Below are 16,171 nucleotides of genomic sequence, written 5' to 3' on the forward strand. Positions count from 1 at the left end.
GTGACAGCCCTATGTCAGCAGCGTTTCCTCGACGGGCATGTAATGGGCAAAAAGCTCTTCGGTCAGCGCCTGCATGAGGGTTCGCAGCTGGTCGGGGGCTTCGATCGTGACCGAGTCGCCGTAGGAGAGCAGCCACCGGCCCAGCCCTTCGAGGTAGGGCGTGCACAGATGCATCCGTACACGGTCGCCGAGGTCTTCTTCGCGCTGAAAGCCCCACATGTAGCGGTGCTCCTGCACAAAGCGGGCGGCTTTTTTGGTGAACGAGACCGATACATTCACGACGGGCATGTCGGGTCGGCGCATCTGGTCGAGGTATTCGCGCAGGCTAAGCCGTTCCTGCCGCGCAAACGGCCGCCCCGTATCGACCAGCTCCCGAATCCGGTCGACCCTGAAATCGCGGTAGTCCTGGCGCGTTCGGCAGTAGGCGATCAGGTGCCAGACCATGCCGTAGTGGTACAGGCCAACGGGCTCTACCTCGCGCCGGGTTTCGGTATCGGTATAGCCGGCCTGGTAGCAGATGGCGAGAACGTGATGCTGGGCAATGGCGTGCTGGAGCGTGTTGAGCAGGCCCCCGACATAGGGTTCGCGGAGGTTGGGCTTGTGCACCGCTACATGCGGAGCCAGGTCGTCGAGGTGTTCCTGGTCGGGGCGCTTCAGCACCGATTTTATCTTGAACAGGGCCGACTCGAAAGCGGTCTGTACCGACTCGTCGCCCCATTTTTCGACCAGTTTGCCGCCAAATACCAGTGCACTGGCTTCGGCATTGGTGAACATGACCGGCGGCAGGTGATAATCGGTCAGGAAGTAGCCCACGCCTGCCTCGGCACCGATGGGAACCCCCGCTTCTTCGAGCGACCGGATATCGCGATAGACCGTTCGCAGGCTGATGGTAAAGCGATCGGCCAGTTCCTGAGCGCGGACGACCCGTTTGGTTTGCAGATGAATCAGAATGGCAGTCAGGCGGTCCAGACGGTTCATAAATAGAGCAGAAATCAGGTTGTTCAGGGTAGTTAAAGATAAAAAATAAGCCGGTCTTTACCTAAAAAAGTGAGGGTTTCAATCGTGTTTTTTGGCGAGTGGGACCGGGTCTGGGGGCGATCGGCAGAGTCAGTGACGGATGGTGTATACGAGGGGTGTTTTTGTGCCATGTCGATGCGGTGTTTGATGACCTGGCTCTAGGGTTGGCCCATGACGATTTATTGCCTGATCGCTCCCCAATCCACACCGGTGCGGACACTTTCCTGAACAAACCAACCCGCTTTGGTGTACAAGAGAGAAAACCTCCGATCGCATGAACGTAGCAGACACCCCCGTTACCCACAACCGTCATCACCACCGGTTTGAACTGACTGTCGACGGGAAACTCAACATCGTGGCTTACCAGCAGGTTGACGACGAAACGCTGGCCCTGACCCATACTGAAGTAGATCCCAGTCTGGAAGGGCAGGGCGTTGGCTCGCACCTGGTCAAAGGGGTGCTTGAATTTGTGGAGCGCAATAACCTCAAAATCGTGCCGCTTTGCCCCTTCGTATCGACCTACCTCAAACGCCACCCCGACTGGAACCGGGTTGTTTCCACGGCCTACAGCGTCAACGACTTTTGAATCTCATGAACGGGGCTTGGATGGGGGTGGCTCCGAAAACTTGTGCTGAACCAGCCTGACCAGTAAATCGGTGGGGAGCGGTTGGTCGTGTGGGAAGTGAAGGGCGTTTTTGGTACCCTTACCCCGGTACGGAGCCATCTCTGCGTTGTAGAGGGCCATCCCGTACATGGGGTACAACCCGATGTGTTTTTTGTAAGCCGCAAGCCAGATTGTTACGGTATGCCGTTTGAAGGCTGGCATGCCGTAACTGAACGTTTCTTCGGCGTCGGGCTGGGCGGCCTGGATGAGCTGCCGTAAAGTCCGTAGCCGCTCCTGAACCAGGGCCGGGAAGGTGTCGATGTACGCATCAATTGGGCTGGCATTGGGTGAGGGTACCTGAGTAGCCATGAGTGGAATAGGGGTAGTCGGGTTGGTTGGGTAGATCGGCAAGAAACGAGGTAATCGCTGGGTAAATCTACGGGACAGTAGGATACAAAACCCAATCTTCATTTGACCGCGTCAGGAATAACACCTACATTGACGGGGAATGCCAGGCTGCCATTCTGCTCCCATGTCAGTTGCCCCAAGGACCTCCGCCGACCAACTCCCCCAACCGCCCGCCCTGTACTTCGATCCCGACGAACGCAGCTGGGCAACGGCCGCCGACAGCGCCAGCCGCTTCGTGCCCGTGCCGCGGCTGAACGGAAAGCTGATCACTGATGCGTCGGCCCTCGCCACTATGGCCGATGACTTTGGCCACCTGATTCATCGTACACCGCTGGCCTGGTTACGTCCCGGCTCTACCGACGACGTCGTAGCGATGGTCTGCTTTGCCCGTCGGCACGGTATCCGACTGGTGGGGCGCGGCTGTGGACACACGGCTTTCGGACAGGCGCAGGCAGAAGCCGGTCTGATCATAGACATGCGCAGCCTTTGCCAGATCCACGACATGACACCCGACCAGGTGCGAGTCGATGCGGGCGTCATCTGGCGCGATCTAATACTGGCTACGACAGCCGCCGGGCTGACGCCCCCCGTGCTGACTGACTTTACGGCACTGACCGTGGGCGGTACGTTATCGGTTGGCGGTGTCGGGGGGCGGAGTTTCCGTCACGGCGCGCAGGTCGATCAGGTTGTCGAACTCCAGGTGGTAACGGGACGGGGCGAATTAGTGACCTGTTCGGCCGAGGCTCATGCCGGGCTTTTCTATGGTGTGCTGGCCGGGTTGGGCCTTTGTGGCATACTGGTGCAGGCTACCCTCCGACTCACTCCGGCTCGTCAGCAGGCTCGTACCTACCGTTTCTTCTATCCTGATCATACCACCCTGCTGGCCGATCTGCGCTGGCTGACGACCCATCCCGATATTGATTACATCCGGGGAAACGCTATTCCCGTACCAGCCCAGTCGGCAACGCCCGCAGGAGGGCCGGGCTCGCGTCGGCTCCGTCTTCAGTTTTTCCTGGAGGCTACCGTTTTCTACAACGACGTCGAGGAACTGGCCGGGCTGCCCGATCTCGATTTGCCGGTGGCGGGCGATGCTGATCAGGTCGAGGACCGGACGTACGTTGCCTTTACCGATCAGGTGGTGCAGCTGGTCAATCAGCTGGATGCGGCCGGGCTGGGCCAGCTCCCCCATCCCTGGTTGGACCTGTTCGTGCCCGACTCGGCCGTTAACCTTGTGTCGACACAGATTCTGACCGAACTCGACAATACTAATTTCGGTCCCGGCTCGCTGCTGCTCTTTTACCCGTTCAGCCGGGAAACACTGCGCTGTCCGCTGTTTCAGATACCGAACGAGCCGACCTGCGTGCTCGTGGATATTCTGCGTACCATCGCGCCCGATCCCGATCTGATGGCCGACGTCGTCGCCCAGAATCGGCATCTTTACGAGTGGGTCGTCGGCACAGGCGGGCAACTGTACCCCATTGGTGCTGTACCGATGGACACCCGCGACTGGGCGCGTCACTTCGGGCCGCTGTGGCAGGATCTGACCCGGATGAAGCAGGAGTACGACCCCGACGCCCTGCTGGGCGCTGGCCTTCGGGTTTTTGGGTGATTTACACCTATCTTACCGATGCAGAATCCGGTTCCCGTAGTCTCTATTGCCAAAAGCGGTCGTTAATACTCATTCGCTTTGAGGATGGTACCAGTGCCGATTGCTCATGATGGCCGACTAGCTCTGTGTAACACAGCCCCGACTCGACGGTTTGGTCTGGGGTTGTTGAATGGGTATTGATCAGGCGGCTTCGGTTTTTTCGCTGGGTTGGGCCGAGCAATTTGCCTGCTGCTTCAGAAGCTGTTTCGTGGTCTGGCGACTGCCGTCGTGGCTCCAGCCGGGCGGGCCGAATAGGTAACCCAGGGCGCTTCGGAACGAGCCGGCATGGACAACGTCGCGGGCCATGTCGGACCATTCGTGGAAAGCGATCCGGAGGGGGTTGTGCGAGTCGATGTTTTTGGTGAGGCCGTAGGTCGGTCGGTGCGTTTCGGGCTCGAAGGTGCCGAAAATCCGGTCCCAGATGATCAGCACACCCGCGTGGTTCTTGTCCAGATAGGCCAGGTTCGATCCATGATGAACGCGGTGGTGCGAAGGCGTATTGAAAATATACTCGATGGGGGCGGGGAGCCGGTCGATGTGTTCGGTATGAATCCAGAACTGGTAGAGCAGGCTAATGGCCTGCATGGTCATGACGGCTACCGGCGAAAATCCGATCAGCGGTAGCCATACCCAGAAAACCCACGCTCCCGATAGGGTGCCGGTCCAGGTTTGCCGCAGGGCCGTACCGAGGTTATATTTCTTCGACGAGTGATGCACCACGTGCGAGGCCCAGAAATAACGGCTGCTGTGGCTGATGCGGTGAAACCAGTAATAGCTAAAATCATCGGCAACGAACAGCAGCACCCAGGTCCACCACTGGCCCATGTCGATCGTGAACAGCCGAAACTGGTACACCAGCGAATACGCCCCGAACACGATGGCCTTGCCCACAAACCCGACAATCACATTGCCGATGCCCATACTCAGGCTGCTGGCCGTGTCTTTAGCCTCGTAGTAATCCTTTTGCTGAATAGCCGTAACGATTACTTCGGCAACCAGCAGAATGACAAAGCCCGGAATGGCGTACTGAATCAGATCTTTCATGCGTGTTTTAGCGGAGCCAGGGAGGTTGTACGGTCTGTGCTACCCGCGCTGTGCTCTTCGCAATTTACAGAAAAATACTGTTTTGTTTACATAAGAGCCTGTGCCATGTCGACTAATCGGGTGCGAACAGGGGCGCCGGTTTTCCGGTTGATGGGATAACGACGGGGCGCCTTCGAGAGTCGAAGCCGGCCCCCTATATTGCAGCCCTGTACGTAAAAAAACAGATTGACGCATGACCTTCGAGCAGTTTACCGCCAGCCTGTCGGACCCGCAACCCCCGGCCGCTGCGCACCCCATTTTAAAAGCCCTCTGGTACGATGCCAACGAACAGTGGGAAGAAGCCCACGAAGTAGCCCAGAGCCGGGAGGGCGACCAGCCCTATGACCGGCTGCACGCGTACCTGCACCGCAAAGAAGGCGACCGCTTCAACGCCAATTACTGGTATAGGCGTGCTGGAACGTCGTTTTTCAACGGATCGCTGGCCGACGAGTGGCGGGTGCTGGTGACTGAACAGCTGGGCTGAAGATTCACAAAAATATAATGGGGGTTTGCGGGCAATTTGCTTCGAAAATTCTTTGAATTCTATGTATATTGTGGGGCTATTTTCCCAGCGTACTTCCCCACATGCAAACAGTGTTTCGGATCGTATCCGAGCCCGCTGGTCTGATCAGACTGGATCAGACCCCTGTATATACCTATTCCCAAAAACAAGCCGAGGAAGCCAATCTGGCTTTCGATCTGGCCGTTCGTACGTTCCTGCGCAACTGGATCGACCAGGGAACCATATCGGGCTTTCATGCCGATACGGATGCCGACGCGTTCATTGAGCAGGGAGCGCTGCGGAGCTTCTTTCAGCATCATGACGATGCTCTGGAGCAGCTGTTGCGGAACGACGCCATTGCGCGCCATCTGCTGCGTTCGGTGCATGAGGTCCATTTTCAGACCGATGCCTACGAGCCGCTGCTGGCCCAGTTCGAACGCCGGATTTATAACGTAGCGGCCCACCGCGAACACCGTGAGGTGCCGTTCCGCTACAGCCCGCCCAGTCGCCAGAGCGATTACGGCGACACCGTCGATACCAGCCACCTGCCTGCCGATCAGGTTCGGGAGGATATCGGCATGTATTTCGGTACCCGCCGGTCCGACACCACCGCCCTGACCATTCTGGGCGACCAGCTGCGCCGGGAAGCGCTGGCTCCGGCCTCGCTGCCGATTCATGTCGTGACTGAGGGGTACATGGATGAGTCGCTGCGGGCCGTTCGGGTGGCAGCTGAACAGGCCGGTCTGGATGATGATGACCGGTTGCATATCTTCATCATTCAGCGACGCCACGCGGCCGACGATCGGCACCTGGGTGCGGCTCTGCTCGTGATGAACCCGCAACAGCCCGACCGGCCCTGTCGGCTCGTCTTCTGCGACACCCTGAATCCCTCAGGTACGCCCCCCTGGTGGGACAAATTCAAACAGAAAGTAGACGTGGTATTTCCGGTCCCGGCCGGTGAGGCACCCGTATCGACCCGGCTTGAAGACGGGAGCGTGAACCTACAGCGACTGCACGATGGCGTACCCGTCCGACATCAGGATATCGACTGTGCGTTTTACACCGCATCGATCGGCCGCGCCCTGATTCAGCTGGCCCAGATCGAGCCGACGCTGATCCTATCCGGTTCTATCGAGGCCGTTCGCGAGGCCATGACAGCTCGTATGCCGGAGTACTTCGACCAGCCCGGCCAGCCGAAGGCACCCGTTGCTGTTCGCGAAGAGAACATAGCCCGCCGGTGGAATACGGGCCGCGAAGCCCTCTGCCGACTGCTGCCCGCCATGATCACCGTACCGACCCGCTTTATTGACTTTGCTGCTGCACCAGCCGTCAGCGCCGAACTGGCCTGAAAAAAAGGGCCGCTCTCCGGAGAGAGCGGCCCATGTCTGTCGATGAATGGGTAATGTTATCGTGGCTTACGCCAGTTCTTCTTCGTTCAGGATGGAGCTGACGGGCGTTAGCTCCAGGCCAAACGCATCGGCAACACCCTTGTATACCACCTTGCCATCGACTACGTTCAGGCCCAGTTGCAGGTCCATATTGTCGCGGCAGGCCTGCTGCCAGCCTTTGTTGGCCAGTTGCAGGGCGTAGGGCAGGGTTGCGTTGGTCAGCGCCAGGGTACTGGTATAGGGTACCGCACCCGGCATGTTGGCTACGCAGTAATGAACCACCCCGTCGATGATGAAGGTCGGATCTTCGTGGGTCGTTGGCCGGCAGGTTTCGATACAGCCCCCCTGGTCAACGGCTACGTCGACGAGTACGGTACCGGTCCGCATCTGCTTCAGCATCTCACGGGTAATGAGGTGGGGGGCTTTGGCGCCCGGAATCAGCACCGCGCCCACAATCAGGTCACAGACTTTAATCATCTCCCGAATGTTGTACTCGTTCGACATCATGGTCTGTACGTTGGGCGGCATGATATCGGACAGGTAGCGCAGACGGGCCAGGCTAACGTCCATAATCGTAACGTGTGCGCCCAGTCCGGCGGCCATCTTGGCTGCCTGGGTGCCGACAATACCACCGCCCAGAATCAGGACGTTGGCGGGTTTTACGCCCGGCACACCGCCCAGCAGGATACCCCGGCCTTTCAGTGGTTTCTCCAGGTACTTGGCCCCTTCCTGAATGGCCATCCGGCCGGCTACTTCCGACATCGGCACCAGCAGCGGCAGGCTGCGGTCGGGCCGTTCAACGGTTTCGTAGGCCAGGCATACGGCTTTCTTTGCCAGCATAGCCTGAGTCAGTTCTTCCGATGAAGCGAAGTGGAAATAGGTAAACAGGAGCTGGTCCTGCTTGATGAGGTTATATTCAGACGCAATCGGCTCCTTAACCTTCATGATCATCTCGGCAATACCGTAGACATCTTCGATGGTCGGCAGCATGACGGCACCGGCTTCGATGTACTCTTCATCCTCGAAACCACTGCCTTCGCCCGCGTTGACCTGCACGTAGACGGTGTGGCCGTGCTTGCGTAGTTCCGTAACGCCCGCGGGGGTCAGTGCCACGCGGTTCTCGTTGTTTTTTATCTCTTTGGGAACGCCGATAACCATAATGAGCTGAATGCGTTTAGGTTAATTTTATAGGTATGACAAAGATAAAGGGGGTGTATATCTTTTCTAATACATGCGTTTTTTTTAGGAAATTGCGACCATAATTAAGTTATTGGTAGTATATTTTCCTGATAAGAGACGAATTTTCACCTGCGTGTCCGTAAAAATTTCCTGTGGAGCTGCTAGACAAAACCGACCGTCGTATCCTGAACCTGATACAAACCAACGCCCGCCTGACCATTCAGGAAATCGGGCAGCAGATCAACCTCTCCAAAACGCCCGTTCACGAGCGGATCAAACGGCTGGAGCGGGAGGGTGTCATTGCGCAATACGTTACCCTGATCGACAAGAAAAAGGTAGGCAACAGCCTGATGGTCTATTGCCAGGTTACTCTCGATAAACAGACCCGCGATACGTTTGCCGGTTTTGACACGGCCGTTCGCGATCTGCCCGAGGTGCTGGAGTGTAACCGCGTGTCGGGTACGTTCGATTACCTGCTGAAGATCGTCAGCCGCGATATGGAAGCTTACAACCGGTTCTACCAGGAGCGGCTGTCGGTTATTCCGGGTATGCTCCACATCAGCAGCTTTTTTGTGATGGATGAGGTGAAAAACTCCACGGTCATTCCCGTTGCTACCGACGCTACGCTGTGAAGGCCCTAACGGGCCCCAAGGCTGATCCTGAACGGCTGCTACCACCTGCTTGATGGGTTGTGATGGAGCCTGGATTGATCTCCGTTGACTAACTAATTTGCTGGTGTACGGCGGTAGTAGTATCTGAAAGGTTCAGACTTATGATACTCGCTTAATGTGATCTTTTTAATCTCTGATGAAACGAAGACAGTTTGTTGCCTCGTCGTTGTTGGCCGTACCGGCACTGACCCAGGAAACCGCGAAACCCGCTCCGGCTAAACAAGTGTATGAATTGCGGACGTATGACATGCGCTTCGGCGCGCAGCAGTCAAACCTCGAAAACTACCTCAAAGATGCGCTCATACCGGCCCTGAACCGGCAGGGAGCCAAAACGGTGGGCGTATTTCGGGAAATGGGTAAGTCTGACCCGGCTAAGCTGTATGTACTCATACCCCACGCGTCGATGGACGCCTATGCCGGAGTCTCCACCCGGCTGGCGGCCGATACTGCCTACGCCAGCGCGAGCAGGGCTTATAACGACCTGACACCCGACAAAGCCGTTTTTACCCGTTATACCACCTCGCTGCTCACGGCGTTCGATGCCCTGCCGCAGCTGGTCACGCCCGCCCGCGAAACCCGGATTTTTGAACTGCGAACCTACGAAGGGTACTCAGAAGATGCCGTTCGGCGGAAAGTGAAGATGTTCAACGTCGATGAACTGCCTATTTTTTACCGGGTCAAACTCAATCCGGTATTCTTTGGTGAGGTGATTGCCGGGGAGCACATGCCGTGTCTGACGTATATGCTGACGTTTAAGGACATGGCCGAGCGGGATGCCAACTGGAAGCAGTTCGGCGCTGACCCCGACTGGAAACGCGTGTCGCAGCTTCCCGAATATGCCAATACCGTCTCCAACATCATCCGGGTATTTCTGGAGCCGTCGCCCTACTCACAGATCTAGTCCCCGACCGCTAGGCCGAGCCGCAACCCGGTACCGGGAGCAACACCCCCGGTGAGGCTGCGTGGCGGCAAAACAGGCACAGGGTGGTCAAGGGCCTACCTCGCTTATACACGAAACCCCAGACCGGCCTCGGCTGATCTGGGGTTCTATTCATACGGGTAATACGTCAGTTAGGGTTTCACCAGAAACTGGTCCAGAAACAGGTAGCGGTCACGGTGCTGTTCGGTTTCGGGGCGGGTCGTAACGTCGATGCGCATGTACTGAGCCGGGGCGTTGGGTTTCAACGCGGGCCAGTTGGGTAGACCTTTACCATTTGGATTGCCGGTTTTGATAAAGTTGGCGAAGTAAGCCTGCATCGTTTCGGAGACTTTATAGTCGTCGGGGGTCCAGGCAAATACCTTGTTGGTAGCCAGGTTACCCATGGCGTATTCGATTTCGGCCGAATGGACGGCCCCTTTGGCGGGAGGCACCGCATTGGGGGCGTTTCCCCGGACCACGCCACCCGCCAGACCCGGCGCTGCGTTCCCCATTTCGGGGGTCATAGCCGGTCGCGGACGAGCGTAGAAATAGCGGTAAACAGGCTTACCTCCTCCCGTCTGGCTGTGCAAATCGGCCCATTTCCAGGTACTGTACCCGATAAACCGGTCACCCGCCAGATCGGTAGCTACCTGCTCTACATCGGCGTCCGACTGGGCAGCATACTGCTTCAGAGCCTGGTCAGCGCGATCGTTGTACAGCTTCTGTACGGCTTTGGTGTAATTTTCCAGGGTTGGTTTTTCTCCGCCCATGATGGCGCGGTAGTTCATCTCTTCCGAGTTCCAGCCCACCAGCAACGGTACTTTGGCCTGCTCACCAGCCGCGCAGATCGCTACCGGCGATTTCGGAAAGAAGTACCCATCGATCGAGGCCGAGAAACGGGGGGCGTCGGATTTGGCGGTAGCCTCCAGCACTTGCTCGGCCGACAGCGCCCGCAGCTCCTTCAGCGATTGTACGCCCAGCAGGCTGGCAAACCGGACCCCGCTCTGTTCAGCAACCGGCAGCGGAGCCGGGGGAAGGGTGCCCAGCACCGACCCGCTCTCTCCGATGGCACCGGCAATCAGATTGCGCGACAGGGGCGACATCATCTGGGCACTGACCGAGGCCGATCCGGCCGACTCGCCCGCAATCGTCACTCGCTTGGGGTCTCCCCCGAACGCGGCAATATTTTGTTGTACCCAGCGCAGCGCAGCCGCCTGGTCGAGGTAGCCGTAGTTGCCCGATGAGCGGTTCGGCGACTCTTTGGTCAGCTCCGGGTGGGCCATAAAGCCGAAGGGACCGAGCCGGTAGTTGACCGTCAGGGTAACGATTCCCCGGCGGGCCATGCTTTCGCCATCGTAGCGGGGCTCCGAGCCATCGCCCGCTATAAACCCTCCGCCGTAGAAGTAAACCAGCACCGGCAGCCGTTCGCTGGCCGATTTGGCGGGTGTCCAGACGTTGAGGTAAAGGCAGTCTTCGCTCATACCGTCCGATCGGAAGTTCATATCCCCGAATACGGCCCGCTGCATGGCGCGCGGCCCAAACTTGGTCGCCGGTCGGACGTCGGTCCAGTTTTTTACCGGCTGGGGTTCTTTCCAGCGTAGCTCGCCGACGGGGGGCTGCGCAAAGGGAACCCCTTTGAAAGAACGAATACCCGAAGATTCGAGGGTGCCCTCCAGGGTGCCGTTGGCCGTACGGACGCGGGGCGGAGTTGACTGGGCCAGGGCGGTCAGGCCAGTTTGCACAGACAGAAGAGAAAGAAGAATGAGTGACTTCATATAGGATACATATATAATCTGAAAAATGGGTATTTGATCTGAAACTACTTGTCATATGGGCCAGGATATAGGCATCTGTGGGTTTTTTGGGTAAAAAACACCTACTTTACCCTGTTTATTAAAAAGCGTACCCACTCTATGAAACGGCATTACGTTTGGCTGATCGGACTCTTGATCAGCACCATCGCCCAGGCGCAGCAACCGCTCGCTCTGATCCCACAACCCGTCTCGGTACAGACCCAGCCGGGCACCTTCGCCCTGACGCGCTCCACCGCCATTCGGTACAACAAACCCGCCGGGCAGGCTGTTGCCGATCGGCTCGCCAGCCAGCTGAGTCGGCCTACCGGCTTTCCGCTCGGGGCGAAAGCGGGATCGGGGAGCGGCATCCAGCTCAACCTGACCGATACGCCCGATGCTCAGCTCGGCCCCGAGGGGTATCGGCTCAGTGCCTCGCCGAAGGGAGTTGTGATCACGGCCAACCAGCCGGCGGGGCTGTTCTATGGTGCCCAAACGCTGCTGCAGCTGTTACCTAAAGAGATCGAAAGCACCGCGGTTACCCCTCGGGCCAGCTGGGCGGTTCCGGCGGTTCAGATTATCGATTATCCCCGGTTCGGCTGGCGCGGCATCATGCTCGATGTGAGCCGCCATTTCTTCTCCAAAGACGACGTGAAGCGGTACATCGATGAGATGGCCCGGTATAAGTTCAACACCCTGCACTGGCACCTGACCGACGATAACGGCTGGCGGATCGAGATCAAAGCGCTGCCTAAACTAACCGAAGTAGGGGCGTGGCGGGTAGCCAGAGCTGGCCATTTCGGTGATCGTGCCGACCCGCAGCCGGGCGAGCCCGTGCCATACGGCGGGTTTTACACCCACGACGATATCCGCGAGGTGGTTGCCTACGCGCAGGCCCGCAATGTAACCATCGTACCCGAAATCGACGTGCCGGGCCACAGCATGGCCGCCCTGGCCGCCTACCCCGAGCTGAGCTGCACCAAAGCCGCTGTCAGTGTCAACCCCGGTACTCCTTTTGCGGATTGGTACGGCAACGGTACGTTCAAGATGAAGGTCGAGAACACGCTGAATCCGTCTGACGAAAAGGTGTACGATTTTCTGGACAAGGTCTTCACCGAAGTAGCTGCCCTGTTTCCCAACCCGTATATCCACGTCGGCGGGGACGAATGTTACAAGGGGTACTGGGCGCAGGACCCGGGTTGCCAGGCGCTGATGAAAAAACTCAACATCCGGCACGTAGAAGACCTGCAGGGCTACTTCATGAACCGGGTGATGAAGATTGTACAGGCTAAAGGCAAGAAGATGATCGGCTGGGACGAAATTCTGGAGGGGGGCATTGCCTCGGACGCTACGGTCATGAGCTGGCGCGGCATCAAGGGCGGCATCGAAGCGGCTCATGCGGGCCATAACGTGGTGATGACCCCGTCGACCTTTGCCTATATCGACTACCTGCAGGGCGACCCCACCATAGAGCCGCCTATCTATGCCAGCCTCCGGGCCAGCAAAAGTTATAGTTTCGAACCCGTTCCGGATGGCGTCGATCCGAAGTTTATTCTGGGTGGCCAGGCCAACCTCTGGACCGAGCAGATTCCGACCCTGCGCCATGCCGAGTACATGACCTACCCGCGCGGCTGGGCACTGGCCGAAGTCTACTGGTCGCCGAAAACGGCCAAAGACTGGGCCGGATTCGTACCCCGACTGGAAGCCCACTTCGACCGGGCCGACGCAGCCGGGGTCAACTACTCCCGGGCTATCTACGACGCTATTGTCCGGACCAGTCTGAAAGACGGGAAACTGGTTGTCGAGCTGGAAAGTGAAACGCCGGGGCTGGATCTGTATTATACGATCGACGACACCATGCCCGACGGCCGTTCGCCGAAGTACAGCCAGCCGATCACCCTGCCCGACGGACCGATCACCCTGCGCGTCATTACGTACCGGGCCGGCAAGCCCATCGGCCGACTCATTACGCTCACGCGCGATGCGATGCAGAAGCGGGTCGGACGGTTCTAACGACCGGATTCAAACAACAATCCGGAACCGGGCGTTATTCGTAGTTGATATGTCGACTAAACCTATTGGATACTTGTCTGTCCAACGGGCAATTGAACACCAACTATAAGTAACGCCATGAAAACGAACCGAGCGATTATCCTGATGGCAGTTCTGACTGCCTTTATATTCAGTCATGTTGTAGAAGCACAGCAACGCCGTAAGTGGAGTCCACAGGCCAAGGGTACTGCCATTGGGGCAGGCGTTGGCGGAGCCGCCGGGGCTATAATTAATAAGCGGAATCGGCTGGTGGGTGGCCTGATTGGTGGTGCGGCTGGTGCGGCTGGTGGGTATGCCATTGGTAAAGGCGTCGATAACCGCCGGAAAACCAACGCCCGCATTGCCGCGGCCGAACGCCAGGCTGCCGAAGCCCGTCGCGAAGCCGCGCTGGCTCGCCGGGAAGCGGCAGCGGCTGCCGACAAGCCCGGCGTGGTGACCCGTCCGGCTGCCGAGCGGGTAGCTGCCGTGCAGAAGGCACCCGTACCCGCTGTGGCAGGGGTAGCGGCCGGGGCCGGTATGGCCGCCACCGCGTTCAGCGCCCAAACCCTGTCGGAGCCGTATCAAAACAACACCCTGTTCCTGCTGAACAACAATTACGGCGATCAGAACAGTGCCTACCCCAGCTCTGAAGTACGCCGGAAAAGCTGGTAAATAGGTTGCCTTCCCCATAGTCTATGTCGGCCCGCAGGTGTCGACACAGACCATGGAGAAGGCAACCTATTTTAAAATTACGTCAACCATTCCATCATCTAAATACACCAACGTCATGAAAGCATACGGATTTGTTGTACTGGTGGCCCTGTTTGCCAGCGGCTGCTCCTCGACCGATACGGTCAATATTCAGGATTTGAACCAGCAGTTTATCGGTGCCTGGAACAACAAGGATACCGAGAAAGTCATTGGTTTCCTGGCCGAAGATGTGCATTTCCTGCAGGGCAATACCCACTTCAAAGGAAAATCGGAGGTCGCTCAGAAATGGGTTCGCGAAACCATGCCAACCCTGGCTGACTTGAAAACAAATGTAGTTAGCTCGGCGGTCGATAATCAGACTGCTTATGAAGCCGGTACCTACTCGGTCGATGTCCTGCCCGAAGGCCCTCAGCAGCCACGGGGCTACGGGGAAGGCAATTTTATTCTGCTCTGGAAGAAGGGAACCGACAATACCTGGAAACTCAACTACGCCCAGCTGGAAGGGTTACCGGTCCAGGTAAAGCAGTAAGTAAACCAGTAGTCAACACAAAAAAATAACCCGGATCAACCGGGTTATTTTTTTGTGCCTTCGTTCTGGATGCTGGTTCGCAGGGTGGCGAAAAATTCCTGGCAATCGGCAAACTGTTCGGCGTCGCCATAGTCCGTTTTTTCCTGATTCCAGCGTTTGATGGTTCCGTTAAGCAGATCGGTCAAGCGTTGACCGGGTTCGGGCTGCGCCTGGCGGAGTTTGTTGAGTTCCTGCCGAACGGCTTTGATCTCGTCGGCAATCCAGGCACGGTTTGTGGCGTAGCGTACTTTCCAGGCTGCAAACGCTTCGTCGCGCGCGCGGGTTTCGTCGGCCGTCGATGCCGACAGGGACTGGGCCGATGTTGTTGCGGCTGATGAGCCGGTTACCTGCGCCGATGCCGCCACTGACAGCATCATCAGGAACAGAAAAGAAAACAACCGAATCATGGGGTTACGTCATTGAGTCAACAAAGAAACGCATAAAAGCAGATAGGTAGTACGCAGTCAACATTTACCCAAAATCAAAGAGTATAGCTTACAGGAAATTTATAGTACATACCTATGTATGGAGTTATGGTTGGTTGTAATTATTCGAACCGTTGCAAAATAAACTGATTAGTCAACTTACTACCGATAAATAAATTCGACTGCGTTTATCTGAGACTATGTTCAATTGTATACACGGTAACGCAAACATATTTGTTTATTTGTAACCTATTTTATATTTACTCGATGTGGCATTTAGGATTTGTGGCTTGTAGACCTTGATTATGTCTAAAAAGCTCAGTCGTTTCTTGGCTACCTCAGGTAGTTGTAAACCGGGCAAATGTCGAAAACCAGCCTCTAAACCTGATGAAGCACAAATACGTACTACTATTCTTCCTAATTATTACCCAGTTCGGTTGTTCTAAGCGAGCCGTTGTTCGGTTTACTCAGAGAGCTCCCGAGCTGACCTCGGCTGATGTACTGACCGAAATTATGCTTGTCAACAAGTCACCACGCATTGTGCTTCGTGTGCCGAATACACGTAAAGGGGTTACGAATACGCAGGGAACAGGCAGTTACCAGTCCAACGTTGTTAACCCCGTTCTGGTAAAACAGGCTGGTAGCGGAAGAGCAGCCGCCAAGGTGCAGTACGTTGAATCGCAGTATGACGAGACGGCTTTGTATAACGCTATTGAGAAGCAGCTCTTCAAGGAAGGGTTCAGCGTACGAGACCGGGGGCTGTTTAATCAGGTACTCGATGACAATGCCAGCTTAGATTATTCGAAGATCAAAGAACTGACAAATACGGATTTGATTCTAGAGCTTGTTAGTTTAGAAAGCTCGGTTGGGTACAAAACGAACGTCTGTTATCTGGAGGCCGATGATGCGCCCAAAATTATAAATGAGTACCGCAACCAGGGAGCTTCGGTTGAATTCAAACTGGTACATGTAAAGACGAACGAGATAGTTGGGACCTACAAAATTCATTACACGCCCTGCCTGGAAGGGTGCCGGGGTATCTATACCAAAAAAGGCACTAACGGCACGTTTATGAGTAGCTTCTGGTTAAGGCCCGGCGAAAAAGAGCAGATTCAGAAGCTGAACCGAAAAGGATACGAAGATCTCGATCAGGATCGGTTGGAAGCCTTTATTACCGATGCTACCCAACAGCTGGTCAAAACAATGCGCTAATTTCTGTACCACACC

At 56.8% G+C, this 16,171-nt stretch carries 16 protein-coding genes; 10 read left to right on the forward strand and 6 right to left on the reverse strand.

All coding sequences use genetic code 11. The features are described from left to right. Positions 1-9: 9 nt before the first annotated feature. Positions 10-978 (reverse strand): helix-turn-helix transcriptional regulator, encoded by a 969-nt coding sequence (locus FBR45_RS19640; RefSeq protein ID WP_138505462.1) that lies wholly within the window; start codon positions 976-978, stop codon positions 10-12. A gap of 313 nt (positions 979-1,291) precedes the next feature. Between FBR45_RS19640 and FBR45_RS19645 the strand changes: the two genes are divergently transcribed. Next, on the forward strand, positions 1,292-1,603 hold the full coding sequence (locus FBR45_RS19645; protein WP_138505464.1) for a GNAT family N-acetyltransferase: 312 nt from the start codon (positions 1,292-1,294) through the stop codon (positions 1,601-1,603). Between the two features lie 3 nt (positions 1,604-1,606). Here FBR45_RS19645 and FBR45_RS19650 read toward each other — a convergent pair whose 3' ends face one another. Then, positions 1,607-1,990 carry an iron chaperone gene (locus tag FBR45_RS19650; protein ID WP_171044922.1) on the reverse strand — a complete coding sequence of 128 codons (384 nt, stop codon included), beginning with the start codon at positions 1,988-1,990 and terminating at the stop codon, positions 1,607-1,609. Positions 1,991-2,153: 163 nt separating this feature from the next. Between FBR45_RS19650 and FBR45_RS19655 the strand changes: the two genes are divergently transcribed. Continuing rightward, positions 2,154-3,638, forward strand: a complete 1,485-nt coding sequence (locus FBR45_RS19655) for an FAD-binding protein (protein ID WP_171044923.1) — start codon at positions 2,154-2,156, stop codon at positions 3,636-3,638. A gap of 180 nt (positions 3,639-3,818) precedes the next feature. Here the strand turns inward: FBR45_RS19655 and FBR45_RS19660 are convergent, their stop codons facing one another. Next, on the reverse strand, positions 3,819-4,721 hold the full coding sequence (locus FBR45_RS19660; RefSeq protein WP_138505470.1) for a sterol desaturase family protein: 903 nt from the start codon (positions 4,719-4,721) through the stop codon (positions 3,819-3,821). 232 nt (positions 4,722-4,953) lie between these two features. Here FBR45_RS19660 and FBR45_RS19665 point away from each other — a divergent pair, with 232 nt between their 5' ends. After that, positions 4,954-5,244 carry a hypothetical protein gene (locus tag FBR45_RS19665; RefSeq protein WP_138505472.1) on the forward strand — a complete coding sequence of 97 codons (291 nt, stop codon included), beginning with the start codon at positions 4,954-4,956 and terminating at the stop codon, positions 5,242-5,244. Between the two features lie 101 nt (positions 5,245-5,345). After that, on the forward strand, positions 5,346-6,611 hold the full coding sequence (locus tag FBR45_RS19670; protein WP_212748639.1) for a hypothetical protein: 1,266 nt from the start codon (positions 5,346-5,348) through the stop codon (positions 6,609-6,611). 66 nt (positions 6,612-6,677) lie between these two features. Here the strand turns inward: FBR45_RS19670 and ald are convergent, their stop codons facing one another. Continuing rightward, positions 6,678-7,808, reverse strand: a complete 1,131-nt coding sequence (gene ald / locus FBR45_RS19675; RefSeq protein ID WP_138505474.1) for an alanine dehydrogenase — start codon at positions 7,806-7,808, stop codon at positions 6,678-6,680. Positions 7,809-7,981: 173 nt separating this feature from the next. Between ald and FBR45_RS19680 the strand changes: the two genes are divergently transcribed. Both FBR45_RS19680 and FBR45_RS19685 read left to right on the forward strand, forming a co-directional pair. After that, the gene (locus tag FBR45_RS19680; protein WP_138505476.1) at positions 7,982-8,461 is read left to right on the forward strand and encodes an Lrp/AsnC family transcriptional regulator; all 480 of its coding nucleotides are present in this window, start codon (positions 7,982-7,984) and stop codon (positions 8,459-8,461) included. 175 nt (positions 8,462-8,636) lie between these two features. Further along, positions 8,637-9,401 carry an NIPSNAP family protein gene (locus FBR45_RS19685; RefSeq protein WP_138505478.1) on the forward strand — a complete coding sequence of 255 codons (765 nt, stop codon included), beginning with the start codon at positions 8,637-8,639 and terminating at the stop codon, positions 9,399-9,401. Between the two features lie 170 nt (positions 9,402-9,571). Here the strand turns inward: FBR45_RS19685 and FBR45_RS19690 are convergent, their stop codons facing one another. Further along, positions 9,572-11,194 carry a carboxylesterase/lipase family protein gene (locus FBR45_RS19690; protein WP_138505480.1) on the reverse strand — a complete coding sequence of 541 codons (1,623 nt, stop codon included), beginning with the start codon at positions 11,192-11,194 and terminating at the stop codon, positions 9,572-9,574. 138 nt (positions 11,195-11,332) lie between these two features. Here FBR45_RS19690 and FBR45_RS19695 point away from each other — a divergent pair, with 138 nt between their 5' ends. The 3 genes from FBR45_RS19695 to FBR45_RS19705 all read left to right on the forward strand — a co-directional run bounded on the left by FBR45_RS19695 (position 11,333) and on the right by FBR45_RS19705 (position 14,480). Continuing rightward, on the forward strand, positions 11,333-13,222 hold the full coding sequence (locus tag FBR45_RS19695) for a beta-N-acetylhexosaminidase (protein ID WP_138505482.1): 1,890 nt from the start codon (positions 11,333-11,335) through the stop codon (positions 13,220-13,222). A 117-nt stretch (positions 13,223-13,339) separates the two neighbouring features. Next, positions 13,340-13,912: a YMGG-like glycine zipper-containing protein gene (locus FBR45_RS19700; RefSeq protein ID WP_138505485.1), complete on the forward strand. Its 573-nt coding sequence runs from the start codon at positions 13,340-13,342 to the stop codon at positions 13,910-13,912. A 115-nt stretch (positions 13,913-14,027) separates the two neighbouring features. Next, a complete protein-coding gene (locus FBR45_RS19705) occupies positions 14,028-14,480 on the forward strand; it encodes a nuclear transport factor 2 family protein (RefSeq protein ID WP_138505487.1) in 453 nt (150 codons plus the stop codon). Between the two features lie 44 nt (positions 14,481-14,524). On the opposite strand, the gene FBR45_RS19710 is transcribed toward FBR45_RS19705, so the two are convergent. Continuing rightward, positions 14,525-14,926, reverse strand: coding sequence for a hypothetical protein (locus tag FBR45_RS19710; RefSeq protein ID WP_138505489.1), 402 nt, complete (start codon positions 14,924-14,926; stop codon positions 14,525-14,527). Between the two features lie 405 nt (positions 14,927-15,331). On the opposite strand from FBR45_RS19710, the gene FBR45_RS19715 reads away from it, so the two are divergent. Beyond that, complete coding sequence (locus FBR45_RS19715) at positions 15,332-16,156, forward strand: hypothetical protein (RefSeq protein WP_138505491.1); 825 nt, start codon at positions 15,332-15,334, stop codon at positions 16,154-16,156. Positions 16,157-16,171: the final 15 nt, after the last annotated feature.

The organism is Spirosoma lacussanchae, assembly GCF_005870035.1.
Taxonomy (GTDB): domain Bacteria; phylum Bacteroidota; class Bacteroidia; order Cytophagales; family Spirosomataceae; genus Spirosoma; species Spirosoma lacussanchae.